19 protein-coding genes are annotated in these 20,741 nt (G+C 61.3%); 6 read left to right on the plus strand and 13 right to left on the minus strand.

Features of this window, described 5'->3' with window-relative positions:
- Nucleotides 1-2 precede the first annotated feature (2 nt).
- Nucleotides 3-473, plus strand: coding sequence for a disulfide bond formation protein B (locus tag RBB29_RS15200; protein ID WP_306114522.1), 471 nt, complete (start codon nt 3-5; stop codon nt 471-473).
- 254 nt (nt 474-727) lie between these two features.
- Here the strand turns inward: RBB29_RS15200 and RBB29_RS15205 are convergent, their stop codons facing one another.
- The 3 genes from RBB29_RS15205 to RBB29_RS15215 are packed head-to-tail and all read right to left on the minus strand — an operon-like array spanning nt 728 to nt 4,107.
- Nucleotides 728-2,086 (minus strand): cytochrome P450, encoded by a 1,359-nt coding sequence (locus RBB29_RS15205; protein ID WP_306114560.1) that lies wholly within the window; start codon nt 2,084-2,086, stop codon nt 728-730.
- Between the two features lie 2 nt (nt 2,087-2,088).
- Complete coding sequence (locus RBB29_RS15210; RefSeq protein ID WP_306114523.1) at nt 2,089-3,315, minus strand: hypothetical protein; 1,227 nt, start codon at nt 3,313-3,315, stop codon at nt 2,089-2,091.
- Nucleotides 3,316-3,354: 39 nt separating this feature from the next.
- Nucleotides 3,355-4,107 (minus strand): cytochrome c biogenesis CcdA family protein, encoded by a 753-nt coding sequence (locus RBB29_RS15215; protein WP_306114524.1) that lies wholly within the window; start codon nt 4,105-4,107, stop codon nt 3,355-3,357.
- A 92-nt stretch (nt 4,108-4,199) separates the two neighbouring features.
- Here RBB29_RS15215 and RBB29_RS15220 point away from each other — a divergent pair, with 92 nt between their 5' ends.
- Complete coding sequence (locus tag RBB29_RS15220; protein WP_306114525.1) at nt 4,200-4,427, plus strand: sulfurtransferase TusA family protein; 228 nt, start codon at nt 4,200-4,202, stop codon at nt 4,425-4,427.
- Between the two features lie 188 nt (nt 4,428-4,615).
- A complete protein-coding gene (locus tag RBB29_RS15225; RefSeq protein WP_306114526.1) occupies nt 4,616-5,503 on the plus strand; it encodes a diguanylate cyclase domain-containing protein in 888 nt (295 codons plus the stop codon).
- Between the two features lie 121 nt (nt 5,504-5,624).
- Here RBB29_RS15225 and RBB29_RS15230 read toward each other — a convergent pair whose 3' ends face one another.
- The 8 genes from RBB29_RS15230 to RBB29_RS15265 form a co-directional block, all read right to left on the minus strand.
- On the minus strand, nt 5,625-8,324 hold the full coding sequence (locus RBB29_RS15230) for a ribonuclease E/G (protein WP_306114527.1): 2,700 nt from the start codon (nt 8,322-8,324) through the stop codon (nt 5,625-5,627).
- A gap of 516 nt (nt 8,325-8,840) precedes the next feature.
- Nucleotides 8,841-10,175: a sigma-54 dependent transcriptional regulator gene (locus RBB29_RS15235; RefSeq protein WP_306114528.1), complete on the minus strand. Its 1,335-nt coding sequence runs from the start codon at nt 10,173-10,175 to the stop codon at nt 8,841-8,843.
- A 6-nt stretch (nt 10,176-10,181) separates the two neighbouring features.
- On the minus strand, nt 10,182-11,954 hold the full coding sequence (locus RBB29_RS15240; RefSeq protein WP_371931508.1) for an ATP-binding protein: 1,773 nt from the start codon (nt 11,952-11,954) through the stop codon (nt 10,182-10,184).
- Between the two features lie 39 nt (nt 11,955-11,993).
- Nucleotides 11,994-12,662 (minus strand): phosphoribosylformylglycinamidine synthase subunit PurQ, encoded by a 669-nt coding sequence (purQ, locus tag RBB29_RS15245; protein WP_306114529.1) that lies wholly within the window; start codon nt 12,660-12,662, stop codon nt 11,994-11,996.
- The gene (purS, locus tag RBB29_RS15250) at nt 12,662-12,901 is read right to left on the minus strand and encodes a phosphoribosylformylglycinamidine synthase subunit PurS (RefSeq protein WP_306114530.1); all 240 of its coding nucleotides are present in this window, start codon (nt 12,899-12,901) and stop codon (nt 12,662-12,664) included. Before purS ends, purQ begins: the two co-directional genes overlap by 1 nt.
- 60 nt (nt 12,902-12,961) lie before the next feature.
- Nucleotides 12,962-13,723, minus strand: coding sequence for a phosphoribosylaminoimidazolesuccinocarboxamide synthase (purC, locus tag RBB29_RS15255; RefSeq protein WP_306114562.1), 762 nt, complete (start codon nt 13,721-13,723; stop codon nt 12,962-12,964).
- Nucleotides 13,724-13,819: 96 nt separating this feature from the next.
- Nucleotides 13,820-14,809: a hypothetical protein gene (locus RBB29_RS15260; RefSeq protein ID WP_306114531.1), complete on the minus strand. Its 990-nt coding sequence runs from the start codon at nt 14,807-14,809 to the stop codon at nt 13,820-13,822.
- Nucleotides 14,810-14,828: 19 nt separating this feature from the next.
- Nucleotides 14,829-15,287, minus strand: coding sequence for a tellurite resistance TerB family protein (locus RBB29_RS15265; RefSeq protein ID WP_306114532.1), 459 nt, complete (start codon nt 15,285-15,287; stop codon nt 14,829-14,831).
- A gap of 233 nt (nt 15,288-15,520) precedes the next feature.
- Here RBB29_RS15265 and RBB29_RS15270 point away from each other — a divergent pair, with 233 nt between their 5' ends.
- The 3 genes from RBB29_RS15270 (at nt 15,521) to bmt (ending at nt 18,877) form a co-directional block, all read left to right on the plus strand.
- Nucleotides 15,521-15,835 carry a DUF1476 domain-containing protein gene (locus tag RBB29_RS15270; protein WP_306114533.1) on the plus strand — a complete coding sequence of 105 codons (315 nt, stop codon included), beginning with the start codon at nt 15,521-15,523 and terminating at the stop codon, nt 15,833-15,835.
- A gap of 128 nt (nt 15,836-15,963) precedes the next feature.
- Nucleotides 15,964-17,829 (plus strand): phosphatidylglycerol lysyltransferase domain-containing protein, encoded by a 1,866-nt coding sequence (locus RBB29_RS15275; protein ID WP_306114534.1) that lies wholly within the window; start codon nt 15,964-15,966, stop codon nt 17,827-17,829.
- 37 nt (nt 17,830-17,866) lie between these two features.
- On the plus strand, nt 17,867-18,877 hold the full coding sequence (bmt, locus tag RBB29_RS15280; protein ID WP_306114535.1) for a betaine--homocysteine S-methyltransferase: 1,011 nt from the start codon (nt 17,867-17,869) through the stop codon (nt 18,875-18,877).
- Between the two features lie 118 nt (nt 18,878-18,995).
- On the opposite strand, the gene RBB29_RS15285 is transcribed toward bmt, so the two are convergent.
- Nucleotides 18,996-19,433, minus strand: a complete 438-nt coding sequence (locus RBB29_RS15285; protein ID WP_306114536.1) for a hypothetical protein — start codon at nt 19,431-19,433, stop codon at nt 18,996-18,998.
- 12 nt (nt 19,434-19,445) lie between these two features.
- Nucleotides 19,446-20,534 (minus strand): PA0069 family radical SAM protein, encoded by a 1,089-nt coding sequence (locus tag RBB29_RS15290; RefSeq protein ID WP_306121176.1) that lies wholly within the window; start codon nt 20,532-20,534, stop codon nt 19,446-19,448.
- Nucleotides 20,535-20,741 lie beyond the last annotated feature (207 nt).

Genomic DNA, 20,741 nt, shown 5'->3' on the forward strand with positions numbered 1-20,741 from the left:
TCATGACCGCCGAGCGCAAATGGGTCGTTCTTGCCGCCGCTGGATCGGTGCTGCTGATGCTGGGCGCGCTGGCGTTTCAGCATATCGGCGGCATGCCGCCCTGCAAGCTCTGCATCTGGCAACGCTGGCCGCATGTCATAGCCATCGGCATCGGCGTCGCGGCATTCGCCCTGCCCGGCCGCGGGTTGCCTCTGGTCGGCGCTTTGGCGGCGCTGGCGACATCCGGCATCGGCCTCTACCACACCGGCGTCGAACGTGGCTGGTGGGAGGGTCCGGCGTCATGCTCCTCCTCCGGCGTTTCCGGCCTGTCGGCAGATGACCTCTTTGAACAGGTCATGTCGGCGCCGCTCGTGCGCTGCGACGAGGTCCCCTGGGCGCTTTTCGGCCTGTCGATGGCAAGCTGGAATGCCATCTTAGCTCTGGCATTGGCAACCGTCTGGCTCAAAGCCGCAAGAGCAACTGGCACTGCCTAAGCCGATCCAAGTTCGGTGAATAACGACTTTGAGCCCGAAGCGGAAGCTCGTGTTCGAAACCCGCGCGGAATCAAGGCCAAAGGCCGCCGCGCGATGGCCACCCCCCCGCAAGGGCTGGCGATTGGGTGGGGTCGTGCACCGCACAGAGGTTTTTCGGACTTGGCGAAGATAAATTGCATCTGAACACGGTTGTTCGCCACCCCGCGGTCTGGCCATCGCGCGGCTCGTTCGTGGATGTCCGCTATGTCCGCACTTCACCCGTTGCGGCAAGTCAGGCTCAGCCAGATACCTTCCTTCCCTCTGACCGTCAGATGCGCCACTGGTTCTGCGGGTTTTTCAGGAACCAGTTCAAAGCGGTACGCATGCACCAGCATCGACAGCAAAAGCGGTCCTTCGATCATCGCAAACCCCGCCCCGGGGCAGACGCGCTGACCGGTGGAGAACGGCATATAGGCCTGGCGCAGGCAGCTCTTGCCATTCTCTGTGCCATAGCGCGCGGGGTCGAACCCGTCGGGGTTATCCCACAGCCGTTCATGCCGGTGCAGATGCCAGGGGCTGAGCACGATCTGCGCCCCTTTCGGCACGTCGCGGTCGCGAAACCGCTCCGGGCACGATGCCTCCCGCACCATCATCGGCACCGGCGGATAGAGCCGCAGCGTTTCCCGGAACACATCGCGCGAGAGACGTAGACGCGACAGATCGGAAAACCCGAAATCATCGCCCAGAACCTCCGCCTCCTGCGCCACGCGTTCCTGCCACTCGGGGTGCATTGCCAACAGGTAGAGCGCCCAGGCGAGCGCCGACGCGCTGGTCTCGTGGCCCGCCAGGAAAAAGATCGCCACCTGATCGACCATCTCTTCGGTGCTGAAGGTCTCGCCGGTTTCAGGGTCGGCTGTGGTCATGATCTTGGTAGCAAGGTCATCCGGTGCCTCACCGGAGCGGATCTGTGCCATGCGCGCCGCCGTAAGCTCCGTGATAAGCGCCCGGATATGCCGCGCGGTCCGGTGCGTCGCGCGGCGGTGCAACCGTGGAAACCACCGCGGCAGGGGCAGAAGCGCGCCCAGATTGACCACCGGTTGGGTGCGTTGGTGATCCCGAAAGGCGGTGAAAACCTGCGACGCGGTTTCATGTTCAATGGGGATCGAGAACAACGTGCGAAAGATCACATCGGCGGCGGCATGGCTGGTTTCGGCCTCGACTTCCAACGGCGCGCCATCCGCAAGCGGGGCTAGACGGGCCACCGCCGCCTGCCCGGCCGCCCACATCGCGGGATAGGTATCGCGCAACCGTCCGCCTTCGAACGCAGGGTCGATGATCCGCCGCTGCCGCTTCCAGACCTTGCCATTGGTCACAAAGACCGAATTACCCAGAAGCGGGGTCAGCCCCTCGCGCACCCGGTCGGACTTCGGGAAATCGTCTGGCCGGTCCTTGAGCACGAGATCAACGAGTTCGGGCTGATTACACAGGTAGGAGCGGAAGAAAGGCGTACGGAATTCGGCCATCCACGCCCGGTAGAGACGCGCCGGTTGCGCCGACAGGATGTCCTGCCGGAAGAGCCGGAGATAGCGCCAGAGCGACACGCGCCCGCTGCGCGCCGGGGGTTTGGGCGGCATTGTCACGGGGTGACACTCCGGTGAGACGAAACGGCCGCCTCGATCCGCGATTTCGACGACGCGCGGCCCTTGAACCGCGCGCCAAGCGTCATCGGCCCCGCGGTGATCCGGAAGTAGTCGTAGTCACCGGGCCGGTCAAAGGCGCAGAGATACTGGAAATGCAGCCGGAAAAATCGCCAGCGAAGCGCCTGCCACCGCTCTTTGCTCAGGGTCTGGGTAAAGGCGGCGGAGATGACAATCGGCCAGCGTTTGTCCTTTGTTGCAACGCCGCTCACGGCGACCGGATCGCACAGCGCAAAGGCGCAGCCATCGCCCGGGGCCGTGACGTCGAGCCAGGTGATGTCGTCGCACGTGGAGAGAAATTGCAGGTCAGCGCGAAGCCGGTGCGCCCGGGGCAGAAAGGACACCATCGGCACCACCTGCCCAAGGGACAGGAAGGAAAGCGCAGGTCCGTCTGCCGGCACGCCGCCTTGCCGGATCAGGTCGGCAAGGATTGACACGCCCAGATGCGCGCCAGATGAATGCCCGACCACAAGCACCTCATCGACGTCTTCGGTAAGCGCCCCGGCAATCTCGGCCGTGAATTCGGCCATGCGGGCCTCAAGCTCGGGCGGGTTGGCGCCGTGGAACTGCGCCGAATAGGCGTAATTGTGCATCAGGTAATAGGTGAAGAACCGCCCGTCATGTTTCTTGAACCAGTTCAGAAGAGACCACCCAAGCGCCACGCCGAACGCCAGCGCGACCCCATGGCCAGGCGTCCCGAGAAAAGGCAACAGGGCGAGCTTGCCGCCCCAGGTGACCACTGATGCGATCAGCACCGCGAAGACGAGCTGCAACAGCATGAAAACCACCGGATAGAGCGCGGCAACCACCGGCCCCTTGCGCAGCCGCATCAGGCGAAAGAGCGTGCCGGTCGAGATGTAGATCCACGCGGTCCGCAGCATCTGCGCATAGCTGCTGGCGATGCCGTGATCCATGCTGCCACGCACGATATCGGACCAGATCAGCGTCTCGATACCGGTCTCTGTCCGGGTACCGTCCATCGTTGCCGTGACGTGCCAGCCGTAACGCCCTTGGGGGTCGCCCGGCGAAAGCGCGATCTCATACCCCGAGATCGCCGCCTGCGCCGCACCTTCCTTGCGATAGAGTTCGCGGTACCGGCGCGGGTGGATCGGGTCATAGCCCGGGATATAGAAAACGTGCCTGCGGCGCACTGTTCGGCTGCTCATGGGCGCGACGTTAGCGCAGGATTTTCAGAAGCGGTAGGATTATCCGATATTGGCCAACGCCGGGAACACTTCCAGCAGCCAGAAGGAAAAGGCCGAGAAGCCGCCGGTCAGCATCAAGAGGCCAATGGTCCAGAGCAGCAGCCCCATGCAGCGTTCGATCTGCTCCATGTGGCGTTTCATCCAGCCCATGACGCCGGTCAGGCGTGGCAGGAAGGCGGCGACGAGCAGGAACGGCACGCCCAGACCGATGGCATAGATCGCCAGAAGGAACGTCCCGCGCGGCACCGAGCCTTCGGAGGCGGCCAGCGACAGGATCGCGCCCAGTTGCGGGCCGATGCACGGCGTCCAGCCGAAGGCGAAAGCCAGGCCCAGAACGTAGGCGCCGAAGGCCGACCCGCCCCGGTCGCCTGCATCCATACGCGCCTCGCGGTCCAGGAACCCGAGGCGGTAGATGCCGATGAAATGCGCGCCGAACCCCATCACGAGGATGCCAGCGATGGTGTTGAACGTGCCCTGGTACTGCAAGAACGCCGTGCCGATGGCCGAGGCGGCAAAGCCCAGGAACAGAAAGACCGTCGAAAGCCCAAGAACGAAGAAAAGCGCCGGAACGGTGGCGCGGGCGCGCTCAGTGCCACTGCTGGCCAGGTCGTTCAGGGTCACGCCGCTCATATAGGCCAGGTACGGCGGGACGATCGGCAGAACACAGGGGCTCAGAAACGAAATCACACCTGCCAACAACGCCACGATCATGGCGGGCAAAAGGCTTGCGTCGATGATTTCTATGCCGAACATTTCCCCCACATAGTCAATTCCCTGGCCCGCGTCACGCGCCCTTTGGTCACAACCTTGTGGACAGGACGTGACATGGCGCTTATGTCGCGCCCATGAAGACGATTGAGATTGACGCACGCGGGCTGCTTTGCCCCCTGCCCGTTCTGAAATTGGCCAAACGGATCAAGTCATTGGACCCGGGCGATGAGGTTCGGCTTCTGGCCGATGATCCGGCCGCCGTGGTCGACGTTCCGCATTACGCCGGCGAGACCGGTCATACACTGGTGTCGACCGAGGACGGGACTGATCATCAGATCTATGTGCTGCGCAAGAGTGTTTGACCTGCAAACATAACCCGTGATGACGCCGGCCAAGCCAATCAAAAAAATTCGACTAAAATCCGCTCGAAAAGACATGAAATCACCATCTTTTGCCGCTGGTTGGCCCCCCGGTCATCTGATTTAAACCAGCCTGTAGGCGGCTTTGTGGTGTGTTTTCTTGCCGCCCAACGGGTTGGGGTACGCGTAAAATGTATGTTGATGTTCATTGGAACACCAAAGCTGTTATCGACAGCATGGGGATCGGGGTCAGTGTTTTCGACCGGGATATGAACCTGACGATCTGGAATCAGAAATACATCGAAATCTTTGAAAAACCGCCGCGCGAGATCTATCCCGGTGTCCCGTTCCGGCACCTTTTGCAATGCGAAAAGAACCGGGGTGATTTTCCCGGAGATATCGACAAGCACCTGGCGGAACTCGCCCGGAACCTCAAGCAGAATGAGACGGTCGTGATGGAGTTCAGGACGCGGCAGGGCAAGGTGATCTCGTCCACCCATGCGCCGATGCCCGGCGGCGGCTTTGTTGGCACGCATTTGGATATCTCGGCACAAACACTGGCCGCGGAACGGATCGAACATGCGGCCCTGCACGATACGCTGACCGGCCTGCCCAACAGGCTCGCCTTCAATTCACGCATCTCGAAGGTGTTTGATGAGGACGCCACGCCGGGGCACTCCACCGTGCTTATGCTGCTCGATCTTGACCGATTCAAAAGCGTCAATGATACCTTCGGTCATCCGGTGGGCGACGAATTACTGGAGGTCGTCACCGATCGGCTCCGGGGATGTGTCAGGACCTCCGACATGATCGCCCGGATCGGAGGTGATGAATTCGCCATCATCCTGGAGGCTCCAACGAATGTTACCCGAGAAACCGCCACGGGGATTGCAGCGGCCATCCTCAGGGAGGTTCAAAGACCCTTCATCATCGCCGGGAACACCATCAACATCGGGGTCAGCATCGGGATCAGCATCATGCCCTTGGATGAAACCGACCCCGAGCGTGTCATCAAGGATGTGGACAAGGCGCTTTACCGGGCCAAACACGGCGGTCGGAATCGTTACGAATTTATCTGAGACGAGGTTCAGTAGATCTCTTTAACTTTCGTGAATCGAAAAACGCAGAGCCGGAAAGGCTCCGCGTTTCTAGCATTCTATGCGCCGATGTTAAGGTCGGTTACCTCGACCGGCGAACGCTCTAGCGCCCCAACGACCACCAGCCCTTGCGCTTGGGCTTGTTCGGATCCGGCGTCTCCTGCGCAACAGGCTCGGGCGCAGGTTCCGGTGCTGGTTCGGTCTGCGGGGCTTCGGCCACGGCCACGTCACTGACAGGCTCGGCGATGATCGCTGCGGGCTCTGCTGCCGCCTCCGCCATTTCCGGTGCCGGGGCTTCGGCTGCCTCCGGCTCCTTCTTCTTGGCCCGTGACCGCCGCTTCTTGGGCTTCTCTTCGGGTTCTGGCGCCGGCTCTGCGGCCTCTTCCTTGGCCTCTTCTTCGGCCGCAGGTGCGGCTTCAGCCTTCTTGCGCGGTTTGCGAGTGCGCTTAGGTTTGGCCTTGGGGGCTTCTTCGGCCTCTGCGGCCTCAGCGGTCTCTGGCGCTTCCGCTACCTCCTCGGCAGGTGCTGCGTCAGCGGCGGCATCCGACTCAGGTCCCGCTGACGTGTCACCGGAGTCCGCTTGCGCTTCGCTGTTACCTTCGGTCTCCGCTGCCTGTCCATCGGCTGCCGCATCGGATTTGGATTTCCGACGGCGGCGACGGCGACGACGCTTCTTGGGCCGGTTTTCGTCTTCTTCGGGCGTCGCACTCGGCGCTTCGTCCTGTACCGCCTCGGCCTCTTCGTCGATATCGTCCATCAGCGAACTGTCGACTGAGACCACGGCATCGGACGCTTCCGGCACTTTGCGGGTCGCCGTCTTGAATTTCTCCAGCGCAAAATCAGGGCTGATCAGCATCGGATCACCCTCGATCCGCACCGACAACCCGTATCGCGCTTCAATCTGCGCGACATGCTCACGTTTCTGATTCATCAGGAAATTGGCAATGCCCACGGGGCATTTGACCAGGACCTCACGCGACCGGCGGCGGGTGCCTTCCTCTTCGATCTGGCGCAGAATACTGAGCGCAAGGTTGTCATCCGACCGGATAAGCCCGGTCCCATGGCAAGCCTGGCACGGCTGCGTCGTGGCTTCGATCATGCCGGGCCGCAGGCGTTGCCGCGACATTTCCATCAGGCCAAAGCCACTGATTCGGCCGACCTGAATACGGGCGCGATCAGTCTTGAGCTTGTCCTTCATCCGCTTTTCGACGGCGGAGTTGTTGCGGCGCTCGTCCATGTCGATGAAGTCAATAACGATGAGGCCCGCTAGGTCACGCAGGCGCAACTGGCGCGCCACCTCTTCGGCGGCCTCCAGGTTGGTCTTGAGCGCGGTTTCCTCGATCGAGCCTTCCTTGGTGGCGCGGCCCGAGTTGACGTCGATGGCCACGAGCGCCTCGGTCACACCGATGACGATATAGCCGCCGGATTTGAGCTGCACAGTCGGGTTGAACATGCCCGACAGGTACGACTCCACCTGGTGGCGCGCAAAAAGCGGCATCGCGTCGGCATAGTGCTTCACGTTCTTGGCGTGGGACGGCATGATCATCTTCATGAAGTCCTTGGCGATGCGATAGCCACGTTCGCCTTCGACCAGCACCTCGTCGATCTCGCGGTTATAGAGATCGCGGATCGAGCGTTTGATGAGGTCGCCCTCCTCGTAGATCTTGGTCGGCGCGATGGATTTCAGCGTCAACTCGCGGATCTGCTCCCACATCCGTTGCAGGTATTCATAGTCGCGCTTGATCTCGGACTTCGTCCGCTTCGCACCCGCGGTGCGCACGATGAGGCCTGCACCCTGCGGCACGTCGATCTCGTTGGCGATTTCCTTGAGCTTCTTGCGGTCGGCGGCATTGGTGATCTTGCGGCTGATACCGCCACCCCGCGCTGTGTTGGGCATGAGGACGCAGTACCGGCCCGCCAGCGACAGGTAGGTGGTCAGCGCCGCACCCTTGTTGCCGCGCTCTTCCTTGACGACCTGCACCAGAAGGATCTGACGGACCTTGATGACTTCCTGGATCTTGTAACGGCGCGGGCGCGGTTTGCGCGGCGGGCGAATGTCCTCGCTGTCATCCTCGTCAGCGACGGATTCGATGGTCTCGTCCTTGGCCGACGCATTGGCCTTGGGGTCCTCCGCCTCGTCGTCATCGTCGTCGTGACCGCCGTCAGCTTCATCCGCGTCATCACCCCCGGCGGCTGCCTTGGCATCATCGGACTCGTCGGCTTCGGCCTCTGTCTCCGCGGCGGCCTCTACGGCGTCGGCTTCGGGCTGATCGTCGAGCGGTTCTTCCACGGGGGTTTCCGCCACGACCTCCATGGGCGACGTGCCTTCATCCGGGTCGAGCGCGTCATCGCCGAGGTCGATGGTCTCCATGCCGGAAATCTGGCTGTCTTCCAGATCGGCGGTGACGACCGCATCCTCCGACGTCGTCTTCTCGGCCTTGGATTTCGAGCGAGACCGCGAGCGGCGTTTCTTGGGCTTTTCCTCTTCCTCGTCGCGCGCCTTCATCGCTTCGGCATACGCGCGCTCCTCTTCCATGAGGGCTTCGCGGTCCGCAACGGGGATCTGGTAGTAATCGGGGTGGATTTCCGAAAAGGCCAGGAACCCATGACGGTTTCCGCCATAGTCCACGAAAGCCGCCTGCAGCGACGGTTCAACCCGTGTAACTTTTGCGAGGTAGATGTTGCCAGCTAGCTGGCGTTTGTTCTCGGATTCAAAGTCGAACTCCTCAACCTTGTTTCCATCAACCACCACGACCCGAGTTTCCTCGGCGTGGGTGGCGTCGATAAGCATTTTCTTAGCCATGATGTCCAATTGCATCGCGGCAATCGCACCTGCCCTGGTGGGGCGGCGGGTTGCGGGCAATGTCTGATAAGGGCGATGGCAGGCGCATACGGCAAAAGCGCATCATCGGTGCCGATTACGGCCCCTGCTCTGATGTCTTGTTGCCTCGCGCGCTTCATCGCGTTTCTTCTCCGGCGCCTTGCGTTAGCGCCCATTTGGGGCCTGCTCTTGCCGGTTTGTCGGCGACAGGCATGTATTTGACCCTGTTTTCCAAGGCCCAATCGGTCTGCTCAGGAGCGCGGGATCACCCCGGTTGCTTTCTGATGCAGCGAATCTCATCGGGCGCGGTTCGGTTGAACCCCTGCCGTCAGATCACACTAAAGCGGGAAGTGGTGAAATTACAATGGCCAAAACGCATGGTGACGCGAAAATCGCGCGTAACATATATGGGACCATGCGAAATTTTCGGTGTGTTATCAAAGCCGTCATGGCGAGCGCGGGGCGCAAATCCCCGCGCAACCGCCTCGTCGGCGCCCCTTACAGGTAGTCCGACCGCTGCAATCCGTACTTGGCCATCTTTTCGTTCAGGGTCCGGCGCGGCAGGCAGAGCTCATCCATCACCGCGGCGATGGAGCCTTTGTGCCGGCGCATGGTGTTGTCGATCAACATGCGCTCGAACGCCTCGACATATTCCTTGAGCGGTTTGCCCTCGGTCGTCATCACCGGCTGCATCTCCTGGTGGTCGGACATCAGGAGCGACGCGATGGTGCCGGAGCCACGGCGCGATTGCAGCACAGCGCGTTCCGCCACGTTGAAAAGCTGGCGCACATTGCCGGGCCACGGCGCTTGCAGGAGCTGTGCTGCCTCTTGCGCGCTGACCTTCGGCGGTTCGCAGCCGTAATCATCGGCAAACTGATCGCCGAAGCGGGTGAAAAGCGTCAGGATGTCCTCGCCCCGCTGCCGGAGCGGCGGTACGGTGATGCGCAAGCTGGCCAGGCGATAGAACAGGTCCGGGCGCAGGGCGTCTTCGCAGGTGCGGTCCTGCTCCTGCATGTTGCAGATCGCGACAATGCGGGTTTCGGGCGGCGTGCCTTCTTCGTTCATGAAGGTCAGCAGACGCGCCTGTGCCGTATCGCTCAGCGCCTCGATATCTTCGAGCACGAGCGTGCCACCACGGGCCTCTTCCACCGCTGGAAGCTGCGTATCTTCGGGGTTCATCGGTCCAAAAAGCCGCTTCATCAGCGCGTCTTCCTCGAAGGCCGAGCACGGCACGAGGACGAATTTCTTGCCCGCACGGGCCCCCACGGCATGCAGCGCATGGGCCACAAGGGTCTTGCCGGTCCCGGTCTCGCCCTCGATCAGCACATGGCCATCGGCCTGTCCCAGATCGAGGATATCTTCCTTGAGGCGCTCCATCACCGGGCTCGCGCCGATGAGCTTTTTCATCAACTGCCCACCGTCGCTCAACTCCTTGCGGAGCGCACGGTTATCGAGGGTCAGACGACGGGCATTCGCCGCCTTCTTGGCCAACTCGTTCATCCGGTCAGGATTGAACGGCTTTTCGAGGAAATCATACGCCCCGATGCGCATCGCCTCGACCGCCATCGGCACATCGCCGTGACCGGTAATCATGATGACCGGCAGCGAACTGTCGGAGCCCATCAGTTTCTTGAGGAACTGCATCCCGTCCATGCCGGGCATCTTGATGTCAGTGACGACAATACCGGGGTAATCGGGTCCGAGCTTCTTGAGCGCATCCTCGGCGCTGGCAAAGGCTTCGGTGTCATACCCGGAAAGGGCCAGCCATTGGCTGATGGATTGGCGCATGTCTTTTTCGTCGTCGACAATCGCGATTTTCATGGCACTTGGCATGGCAGGTCACTCCGCTGCACGGGTCTCTTCTGGTAATATGGGCAGCTGCATTTCGAATACAGCCCCCCCGGCCGCACCGTTGCGTGCGGTCAGCCGGCCCCCAAGGTCGTTCACGATCCCCGAGGAAATGGCAAGCCCCAGGCCAACGCCGTCACCGGGCTTCTTCGTAGTATAGAACGGTTCGAACAGATTGTCGTGGTCGGTGATGCCCGGCCCGTTGTCCCGCACGGTCAGTGACGCGGTCTCACCGGCGACAAGGATAATCTCGACCTTCGGGTCATCCACGGCCTCGGTGGCATCCAATGCGTTGCGCAGAAGGTTGATCATCACCTGTTCGATGCGCACCCGGTCGCCCATCACCTGCACCGTCTGCTCCGGCAGGGTCCGTTCGATGGTCACCTGGCGTTGGCGCAGTTGCGGCTCCATCATCGCAAGGGCGGAAGCCAGCGCATCACCCATGTTTACAGGCTCTACAGCGTCCGCGTTGTGGCGGGCATAGGACTTGAGCTGCTTGGTAATCGCGCCCATCCGTTCGATAAGATCGTCAATCCGCTGGAACGAGGAAAGGGTCTCATCCGGGCGATTGCGCTGCAGCAGGAGCCGCGCACCGGCAAGGTAGGTTTTCATCGCCGCGAGCGGTTGATTGAGCTCATGACTGACCGCCGCGGACATCTCGCCCAGGGCCGCCAGTTTGGAGCTTTGGGCAAGGGTTTGTTCCGCCACGGCGAGGTTCTCCTGCACCCTTTCACGCTCGGCGATTTCCCGCTGCAGCCTCGCGTTCAATGCGCGAAGCTCTGCCGATTCACGCTGAAACAGCACCATCCGAAGCACGGTTTTCCGGTTCAGGAAATAGAAGGCCAGCGCCAGGAGAATCGCAAAGACCATGATTTCCAGCGCGAGGAAACCATTCACTTTTTCCCTAACGCTCTTGTAGGTTGTGAAACTCGCGATGCGCCACCCGCGGAAGGCTACACGCCCCTCGACCCGCATCACCGCCTCGCCTTGCAGATAGGCATCCGCGGGCAGCGTCGTCCAATCCTGCGTCGCCTGGATGGCGCGTTCGATGGCGCTGGTCACCGGTTGGCGGGCCAGCGCGTCCTCCTCGCTCAGCCCACGCCAGCGCGGCTCCGTCGAGAGGATGATCTTGCCCTCGCTATCGGTCACAAGAACCGCATCGGAAATCCCCGACCAGGCGCGTTCATACTTGGCCAGGTCCACCTCGACCACGATCACACCGGCAAGCTGGTTCTGACTTTCGATCCTGCGGGAGTAGAAGAACCGGTATTGCCCGGCCTCATTCTCCAGCACCTTGAACACCGTATCGGCGGAGCGCAGAGCGTCCACGAAATAGGGCGATTGCTGATGATTTTCGCCCAGGGAGTTGCGGTCGGTCGACGCGACCGTGCGCCCGTCCTTGTCGAGAAGCGTCAGCGTCTTGGCGCCGATCTCCTCGATGAACGAGATCAAACGCGCGGTTGATTGGGTGTAATCGCCGGAATTCAGCGCGATGATAAGCGCCGGGTCACGCGCCAGAAGCTGTGGCACAATCGCATTCTGACGCAGCTCTGACAGCAGGTTACCGCCATAGAGCACCAGCCGCAATTCCGCCCGGTTGCGGGTGTTTTCCGTGAAACGATCGGTCAGCAGCCGATTGGTGACAAAGACGATCGCAATGGCCACCGCCATCAGCAACAGCAACGCCCCCCGCGCCTTCCAACTGAAGGTGCGTGGCCGGTTGTCCTGCCGCTGATCGGCTTTGTCTGCCTTGGGGCGCATCATCGTGTTAGGATACGCCCGCCCGCGCGTCGCCTCAAGGCTTTAGGCATGCACAAGCTGGTTCACGACATGGGCAAAGAGCGTCGCCCCCTCGGCATTGCCGTGCAAGGCCTCTGCCATGCGTTCGGGATGGGGCATCATCCCCAGCACCCGGCGATTTTCCGATAGCACACCGGCGATGTTGTCCACCGACCCGTTGGGGTTGTCGGTATAGGTGAAGGCAATCCGGTCTTCGCCCTTGAGGCGGGCCAGGTTTTCGGCATCGACATTGTAATTGCCGTCGTGATGCGCGATCGGCACGGTGATGACCTGCCCCTTGGCATACCCGCCAGTATAGACGCTGTCGGCTGTCTCCACCGTAAGGCCCACGGGCTTGCAGATGTACTTCAGACCCGCATTACGCAGCAAAACGCCGGGCAGCAGGCCGGTTTCGGTCAGGATCTGGAATCCGTTGCAGACGCCAAAGACATAGCCGCCCTTGTTCGCATGGGCGATCACCGACCGGCAAATGGGCGAATTCGCGGCAATCGCGCCGCAGCGCAGGTAATCGCCAAAGGAAAACCCGCCCGGTACCCCGATGAAATCCACGCCCGCGGGCATGTCCGTATCCTTGTGCCAGACCATGGAGACCTTGGCCCCCGCCTTCTCCAGCGCCACGGCAAGGTCGCGGTCGCAGTTTGATCCGGGGAAAACAATGACCGCTGCGTGCATCAGACCAACTCCACCGAGTAGCTTTCGATCACGGTATTGGCGAGGAGCTTCTCGCACATCTCGTTGACCGTCTCGCGGGCCGAGGCTTCGTCGGTCTCGGCCAGATCAAGCTCGATCACCTTGCCCTGACGCACTTTCTCGACCCCATCAAACCCGAGCGAGCCAAGCGCATGCCGCACCGCCTCCCCCTGCGGATCCAGAACCCCGTTTTTCAGCATGACATGCACGCGTGCTTTCATCGGATTTACCCCATTTTTCCGGTGGCGCGTCACGGCGCCGGTTAGGTACTCCCTGCCCCGTCAGTTGATGAGCGTGGGCCGGATCATTGGTGTCGCACCCTTTGGCATGACGCCCAGGCGGGTGGCGACTTCGGTGTAGGCGTCAGTCAGGCTGCCGAGGTCGCGGCGGAACACGTCCTTGTCGAGCTTCTGGCCGGTCTCGATATCCCACAGGCGGCAGCTGTCGGGGCTGATCTCATCGGCGACGATCAGGCGTTGGAAATCGCCCTCGAAAACGCGGCCAATCTCGATCTTGAAATCCACCAACTTGATGCCCACGCCATACATGATCCCCGACAGGAAATCGTTCACCCGAAGCGCGAGGCTCAGGATATCATCCATGTCCTGCTGACTTGCCCAGCCGAAGGCGGCGATATGCTCTTCGGTTACCAGCGGATCGCCCAGGGCATCGTCCTTGAGGCAATATTCCACGATCGGGCGGGGCAATTGCGTGCCTTCATCCATGCCCAGACGTTTGGCCATGGTCCCGGCGGCATAGTTGCGCACGATGACTTCCAGCGGCACGATCTCGCAGGAGCGCACAAGCTGCTCACGCATGTTGAGCCGCTTGAGGAAGTGGTTCGGTACACCGATATTCGACAGCCCGGTCATGAAGTATTCGCAGAGCATGTTGTTGAGCACGCCCTTGCCTTCGATCACGGCCTTCTTTTCGGCATTGAACGCGGTCGCATCATCCTTGAAATACTGGATGATCGTGCCGGGCTCGGGGCCTTCATAGAGTGTCTTTGCCTTGCCTTCGTAAATCTTCTTGCGCCGTGCCATGCACACCTCGTCGCTGGACCAAGGGACAATCCCCGTGGTCTTTGCGCCCTCATAGTGCATGGGACGGGTTGCCGCAAGACAGGGCGTACGGTCTATCTAACTTGTGCGCATCCCGTGCAGCATGCGTTTGAAGAAGCCGTAATTGGGCTGCACATACGCCTCCTCGGGATTGGGGTGCGGTCGCAGGTTGTGCGGGCCGAACATCTCTTCATGATTGGCGTAGGACTTCGGGTGGAACATCACCAGCAATTCATGCTCGGACCCCTGAAAACCCTTGGGGGCACGGCGCAGCAGGTGACTGTCCTTGGGCGCGACGCCTTCGAGGCCGATCGTGTGGCCATCTTCGAACTTGTTGCCAAAGGCCAGCGCCATCTCGGAGGTTGACCAAAGCCACATCGCCGCCTCGTCCAGCCCGACCGGCGCCTTGGCATAGCTGATCTCGTAGTCGAGGAAATGCCGCAGCCCGTTGGTGCAGGATTGCGCCGCGGGCGGGTCGAACGAGGTATCCCGCGCCAGGTTCTGCCCGATCCATTCCTTTGTCGGCCAATCGCCGGAAACCGCCTTGTCGGCCATGTTGACCACGGCTTCGGGCGACAGGAAGTGGTCGCCACTCTCCCAATAAGCCGCCAAGGCCACCGGAAGACGCGCGAAAACCGCCGCCACGCAGGAGGCCAGTCGCGCCGCCCGGAACCGGTCGGTCAGGTCGTCGGACCTGGTCGACACCGAAACGCAGATATATGACCGGTTGCGCGCCAATGCGTCCTTGATGTTGGGACAATTGATCATCTGCCGGGGAGGAATGGCCGCCGGATCCCAGGTACCATAACCCGGCAAACGCACCAGCAGGACAGTGTTCTTGTCCTGCCCGTCCACCATCATCAGCGGCGCTGTGATGAACTGGTCGGTATCGCAGTCGAAACCCTCCTGACCGCTCTTGGCAAAGAGCTCGGTTGCTTCAAGGCTGGGATAATCTTCGGCCAGTGCCTCGGCAATCTCCAGTGTGTTGAACTGGATCGGTTCGGATAGAAGAATGTAGGCGGCGAAACTGGCCTTGCTCTCGTCCGCCTGATCGGCCTTATTGCTCATGACGGTAGCCTCCGGTCGCTCACGCCGCAGCGGGGCGCTGCATCATGGCCATCACGTCGAAAATCTGCACGAATTTCTCCGCCGGGACGCCCATGCGTTCGCCCATGGCGATCAGCATGTCCTTTTCGCTCTGATCGAAATGACCATCCGCCAGCGCCGCGCGCACCGCGAAGCAAAGCGCGGTTTCCCGTTGGGCGGCCGGCAGGGCCTGCAGCGCGCGGGCAAATACCGCCTCGGCACCTTCATTGGCACGCTGCGCGACAATTTCTTTGCCCAGTTCCAGCGTCCGCTGCGCGCCGATTGCATGAAAAATCGGGCTATAGCTGCACATGTTCAGGATCTGGTTGACCTCGGCCTCGTCGATCTGGCCATCTGCCGCGGCCACAAGCATCGGCATGGACAACACGCCGCGCGCGATCTCCTCGGATTGTGATGCCTGTGCCTTGCCGCCATTGCGGAGTTTGGAAAACATGCCCATGTGAATGATCCTCTTTATCATAATTCAACGAGAGCATTCGTCGCGCGCGAAAGTGTCGTAATCTTGACCTAAACCGATCAATACAATGACGGGCGACCCCTGCGCGAATGACCGGCCTTGCGATGGCCGCCAATGCGTCCGGGTACCGGTTTAGACCGGGGATCAAACCCCTTGCGGTTTCGCCACCGGGCAGCCATATCTAGAACAACGAAATTCTTGCATAAGGAACGGCCATGACCACCTTCGACGACCGCGAAAACGCATTTGAGAACAAGTTTGCTCATGATGAGCAGATGACCTTCAAGGCCGAGGTGCGCCGCAACAAACTGCTGGGTCTCTGGGCTGCGGAACTCCTGGGCAAGACCGGTTCGGAGGCGGATGAATACGCCAAGGAAGTCGTCAAATCGGATTTCGAAGAGGCGGGTATCGAGGACGTCGTACGCAAGGTCGCGGGCGATTTGGGCGATCTGGCCGATGCCGACACGATCCGCGACAAGATGGCGGCACTTCTGATCGAGGCCAAAGGGCAGATCATGAACGAAGTCTGATCCAAGGCTCAGACTGCTGATCGAGCGCGTCCTCACGGGCGCGCTTTTTTTAACGACATCTTTATCTGTTAAGATGTGCGAAAGCCTGCCTGCCTACCCTGCCCGCCTGGTAGATGGCGGGGATTATCATGCAAAATCAATGGGCAGGCGGAAACCTGCGCCGATGGCCGTTGGCCAAGCTATGCCTGCCGTTGCTCATCGGTGCGGTATGTCTGTGGCTGGTTCAACGGCAGATGGGCGCGGGCGCTCTGTCCGAGATCGGTCATGCCCTTACCCGGCTCCATGTCGGACAATGGGTGCTCGCCGCTCTTGCCACGGCAATCAGTTTCTGGGCCGTGGGGCAATATGACGTGTTGGTTCATCGCCACTATGACACCGGCTACGACGCCCGGTCGTCGGCCATCTCGGGCAGCGCAGCAATCGCCTTGGCGCAGTTATTCGGCATGGGGGTATTCGTCGGAACGCTCGCGCGATGGCGTACCCTGCCAGGATTGAGGCCGTCACTGGCCGCCCGCATCACCCTGAGTGTGACCGGCTGGTTTCTCTTTGGCCTGATCGGCGTCATCGCCGCAACGACGCTGATCGGTCCGGTGGAAGTCATCCCTCGCGTTGCCGCCATGATCATCGGATTATCACTCATTTTCATACTCGTAAGGTCCATACTTAATCCATACTTGATGATATTCAGCTGGTCATTCAAACTCCTGCCGCTCCGGGCGATGCTGCTATTTCCGGCCCTTGCCCTGATCGACACGCTTTGCGCCGCCGCGGCGCTTTGGATCTTGATGCCATCCGGCATCGACCTTGGGTTTGCAACGCTCTTTCCGGTCTTTCTGCTGGCCCTGACGGCCGCCCTCATCACCGGAACACCCGGCGGTGTCGGACCATTTGAGCTGATCGTGCTGACCCTGCTGCCGACCTTGCCCCAGACCGAAATCATGGCGGGGATCGTCGCCTTCAGGCTGATCTACTATGCGCTGCCCGGGATCATCGCGATGGCCATTCTCCATCGGCCCTTCACCGCCTCCGCGGCCGAGGAAACACACACCACCATCCACGAAACCGATCTGCGCGAAGCAACCAGGGCCGAACTCGGTGTAAGCCGACAAAACCGTGCCTGGGCGCTGCACCATGATGGGACCACGCTTGCGGTGACAACCACACCTCAAGCCCAGGTCGCGCTTTTCGATCCCTTGAACGGAGAGGCGCACCGGGCACTGCCCGCTCTTCTCCGGGCCGCGCGTCGAAGCAACCGCTCCGCTCTGATCTACAAGGCTTCGGCCCGCCACGCAGCGCCTTGTCGCCGCGCGGGATTGAAAGCACTGCACATCTGCGATGAAGTGGTCCTTGATCCGCAAGGATTCACGACCGATGGCGCGCCCTTCCGGCAGTTACGCCGCAAGCTCCGTCAGGCCGACAAAGCCGGGATAACCGTCCGGATGGCCACCACCCTGCCCGTCCCACATATGCGCGCCATCGACGCCGAATGGCAGGCCCGGTCCGGCCCCGCCCGCGGGTTTTCGATAGGGGTCTTCTGCCCGGACTACCTGCGCCATCAGCTCGTACTTCTGGCCTATCAACGCGACGTTCTGGTGGGCTTCGCCAGCTTCCACAGCTCCAACCATGAGATCTGCCTAGACCTGATGCGCCTGGGGGCTGATGCGCCGGACGGCACGATGCATCTGCTGATCCGGGCCGCAATCGACCACGCCGCTCGGGAAAGCTACACTCGGCTGTCATTGGCAGCCCTGCCACCGCGCGATCCTAAATCCCCATTCCATCGCTGGATTCCCGCATCGCAAAGCCAGGCGGGTCTCTGTCGTTTCAAGACCTGCTTTGGCGGGCGTCGCGAACCGCTCTATGCGCTCTCCACAAGTTGGCTCGCCATGGGGGTGGCGCTGGCCGATGTCATGCTGGCGATCCATCGGCCAAATACAAATTCCATTCAAACAGATCATGAAGATTATGAGTTTGCTTCCATATCGCAAACATGACACATGGTGATCCGCAACGCATGTGGGAAATCAAGACATGACAAACGCCCTGAGCCGGCTGATGGAAACGCGCGATTGGATTTTGGCCGATGGCGCGACTGGCACGAACCTTTTCAACATGGGGTTGGAATCCGGCGAGGCGCCCGAGATCTGGAACGATCAGCATCCCGACCGCATTCAACACCTCTACAAATCCACCGTCGATGCCGGAAGCGATGTCTTCCTGACCAACTCCTTCGGCGGCAACGCAGCGCGGTTGAAACTGCATGGCGAGGAGAAGCGGGCAAACGCCTTGTCACGGATCTCGGCCGAGATCGGGCGGGAGGTCGCGGACAAAACCGACCGCGATATCGTCGTCGCAGGCTCCGTCGGCCCGACCGGTGAAATCATGGCGCCGATGGGCGCACTGACCCATGAACTGGCGGTCGAGATCTTTCACGAGCAGGCCGAGGGGCTCAAGGATGGCGGTGCCGATGTGCTCTGGCTGGAGACGATCAGCGCACCGGAAGAATACCGTGCCGCCGCCGAAGCCTTCAAACTGGCCGACATGCCCTGGTGCGGCACGATGAGTTTTGACACGGCGGGCCGCACGATGATGGGCCTGACCTCCGCCGACATGGCGACAATGGTCGAAAAGCTCGACAATCCGCCGCTGGCTTTCGGGGCCAATTGCGGGGTCGGCGCGTCGGACCTTCTGCGCACGGTTCTGGGTTTCGTGGCCCAAGGCACCGAGCGGCCAATCGTGGCCAAGGGCAATGCCGGCATCCCCAAATATGTCGATGGGCATATCCACTATGATGGCACCCCCGATTTGATGGCGGATTATGCAGTCTTGGCGCGCGATGCCGGGGCGACAATCATTGGTGGTTGCTGCGGGACGATGCCGGAACACATCTCGAAAATGCGCGAGGCGCTGGAAACCCGTCCACAAAACGGACGCCCGACACTGGATCAGATCACAAACGCGCTTGGTGCGTTCTCATCCGCGGCTGACGGGACAGGAGAGGACGAACCCGCCCCCCGCCGGAAGCGCCGCCGCCGGGGATAGGCAGGACAAGCCGCAATCCGTTGACGGCATGCGGACAAAGCTGCCGTTTGAGTTGCCACACCCAAGCCGTGTATTGACGACGCGCGCGGAGGCGATCCGGCGGGGATTTCCTGGCACTTTATCTTTGCCAAGCCCGAAAAAATTCGACGTATTGCGCGAACCCCGGCCAAATCGCCGCCGCATGGGAGCGCGTCGGCGATGCGCGGCGCCCTTCGGGCTTGATTCCGCGCGGGGACGACTTGCTATGTCCGCAGGGGCTCAAACCGGTCATCTGAAGCAAATAGTTGGTCAATTTCGCGATAAGATAAATGGCGGCTAAGCGGACAAAGCGGACATCCAAGAATGAGCCGCGCGATGGCCAGACCGCGGGGTGGCGAACAACCGTGTTCAGATGCAATTTATCTTCGCCAAGTCCGAAAAGCCAAAATTCGTTGCGCAACCTTTCCAAATCGCCAGCCCTTGCGGGCGGTCTGGCGATCGCGCGGCGGCCTTCGGCCTTGATTCTGCGCGGGGTCCGAACTCGAGCTTCCGCTTCAGATTCAAAGCCGCCTTCCAAACAATTATACCGCTAGGCGAACAACGACGGTTGATCCCCCTCACTGAGTGGCACCTCGAACAGATCGCAGCGCAGGGCCGGCTGCGCCTCATCCAGACCCAACCGGCGTGCCGCCGCTTCAAACCGCCGCGCGACGAGCGCCGCATAAGGCCCGGTGCCACGCAGGCGTCGGCCCCATTCAGGGTCATAATCCTTGCTATCATGCATATCGCGGACAAGGCGCATTACCTTTCCCGCGCGGCCAGGATAATGCCGCGCCAGCCATTCCTGAAACAGGGGCGACACTTCCCGCGGCAGGCGCAGCATGATCCAGCTTGCCGCATCCGCCCCGGCCTCGGCGCCCGCCTGAAGGATCGCCTCAAGCTCGGCGTCGGTCAGGCCCGGAATGACCGGCGAGGACATAACCCGCACCGGCACGCCCGCCTCGGTCAGCGCCCGGATCATCGCCAAACGCCGCTTGGGCGCGGGCGCGCGCGGCTCCAGCAGCCGCGACAGGCGCGCATCAAGTGTCGTGACCGACACCCCGACCCGCGCAAGACCCGCCTGCCCCATCGGCCCGAGGATATCGAGATCCCGTTCGATCAACGTGCCCTTGGTCACGATCGCGACCGGATGGTTGAAATCACGCAGAACCAACAGGCATTCACGCATGATTTCATGTTCTTTTTCAATAGGCTGATAAGGATCGGTATTGGTGCCGATGGCAATTGGGCGCGGCTTGTACCGGCGGTTGCGCAACTCCTGCTCCAGAACAAGGGCAGCATCAGGCCGAGCGATCAGGCGGGTTTCGAAATCGAGCCCCGGAGAGAACCCCAGATACGCATGGGTCGGGCGCGCGAAACAATAGACGCAGCCATGTTCGCATCCCCGGTAGGGATTGATCGACCGGTCAAACGGGAGATCGGGCGACCGGTTATAGGTGATGAGGCTGCGCGGGCGTTCAAAACGCACCTCCGTGCGCAGGATCTGCTCATCCTCTTGCCTTGCCCAGCCGTCGTCGACAACCGACCGATCCACGGCTTCGAACCTGCCCACACGGTTGGAGACAGCCCCGCGGCCGACGGCGCGAATGGCAGGATCAAGGTTGGTTTCATCGTCCATTTCCGCAATCTGGAACATTTAGCGAACATTTGCAATAACACCATATAGACCATGAAGGTTTTTCAATTTCGAATTCACCAAATTCGGCCTATAAGTCGGTTGCAGAAGAATTCATGTCGCAATTTGCACAGTGCGCCTGCGACAAATTGGCGATTGGTTTGGTAACGAAACGACGCGCCCCGAGCGCGCCCATGATCGAGGAAATCG

The sequence above is a fragment of the Roseovarius sp. MMSF_3359 genome (assembly GCF_030733385.1).
In the GTDB taxonomy this organism is placed as follows: domain Bacteria; phylum Pseudomonadota; class Alphaproteobacteria; order Rhodobacterales; family Rhodobacteraceae; genus Roseovarius.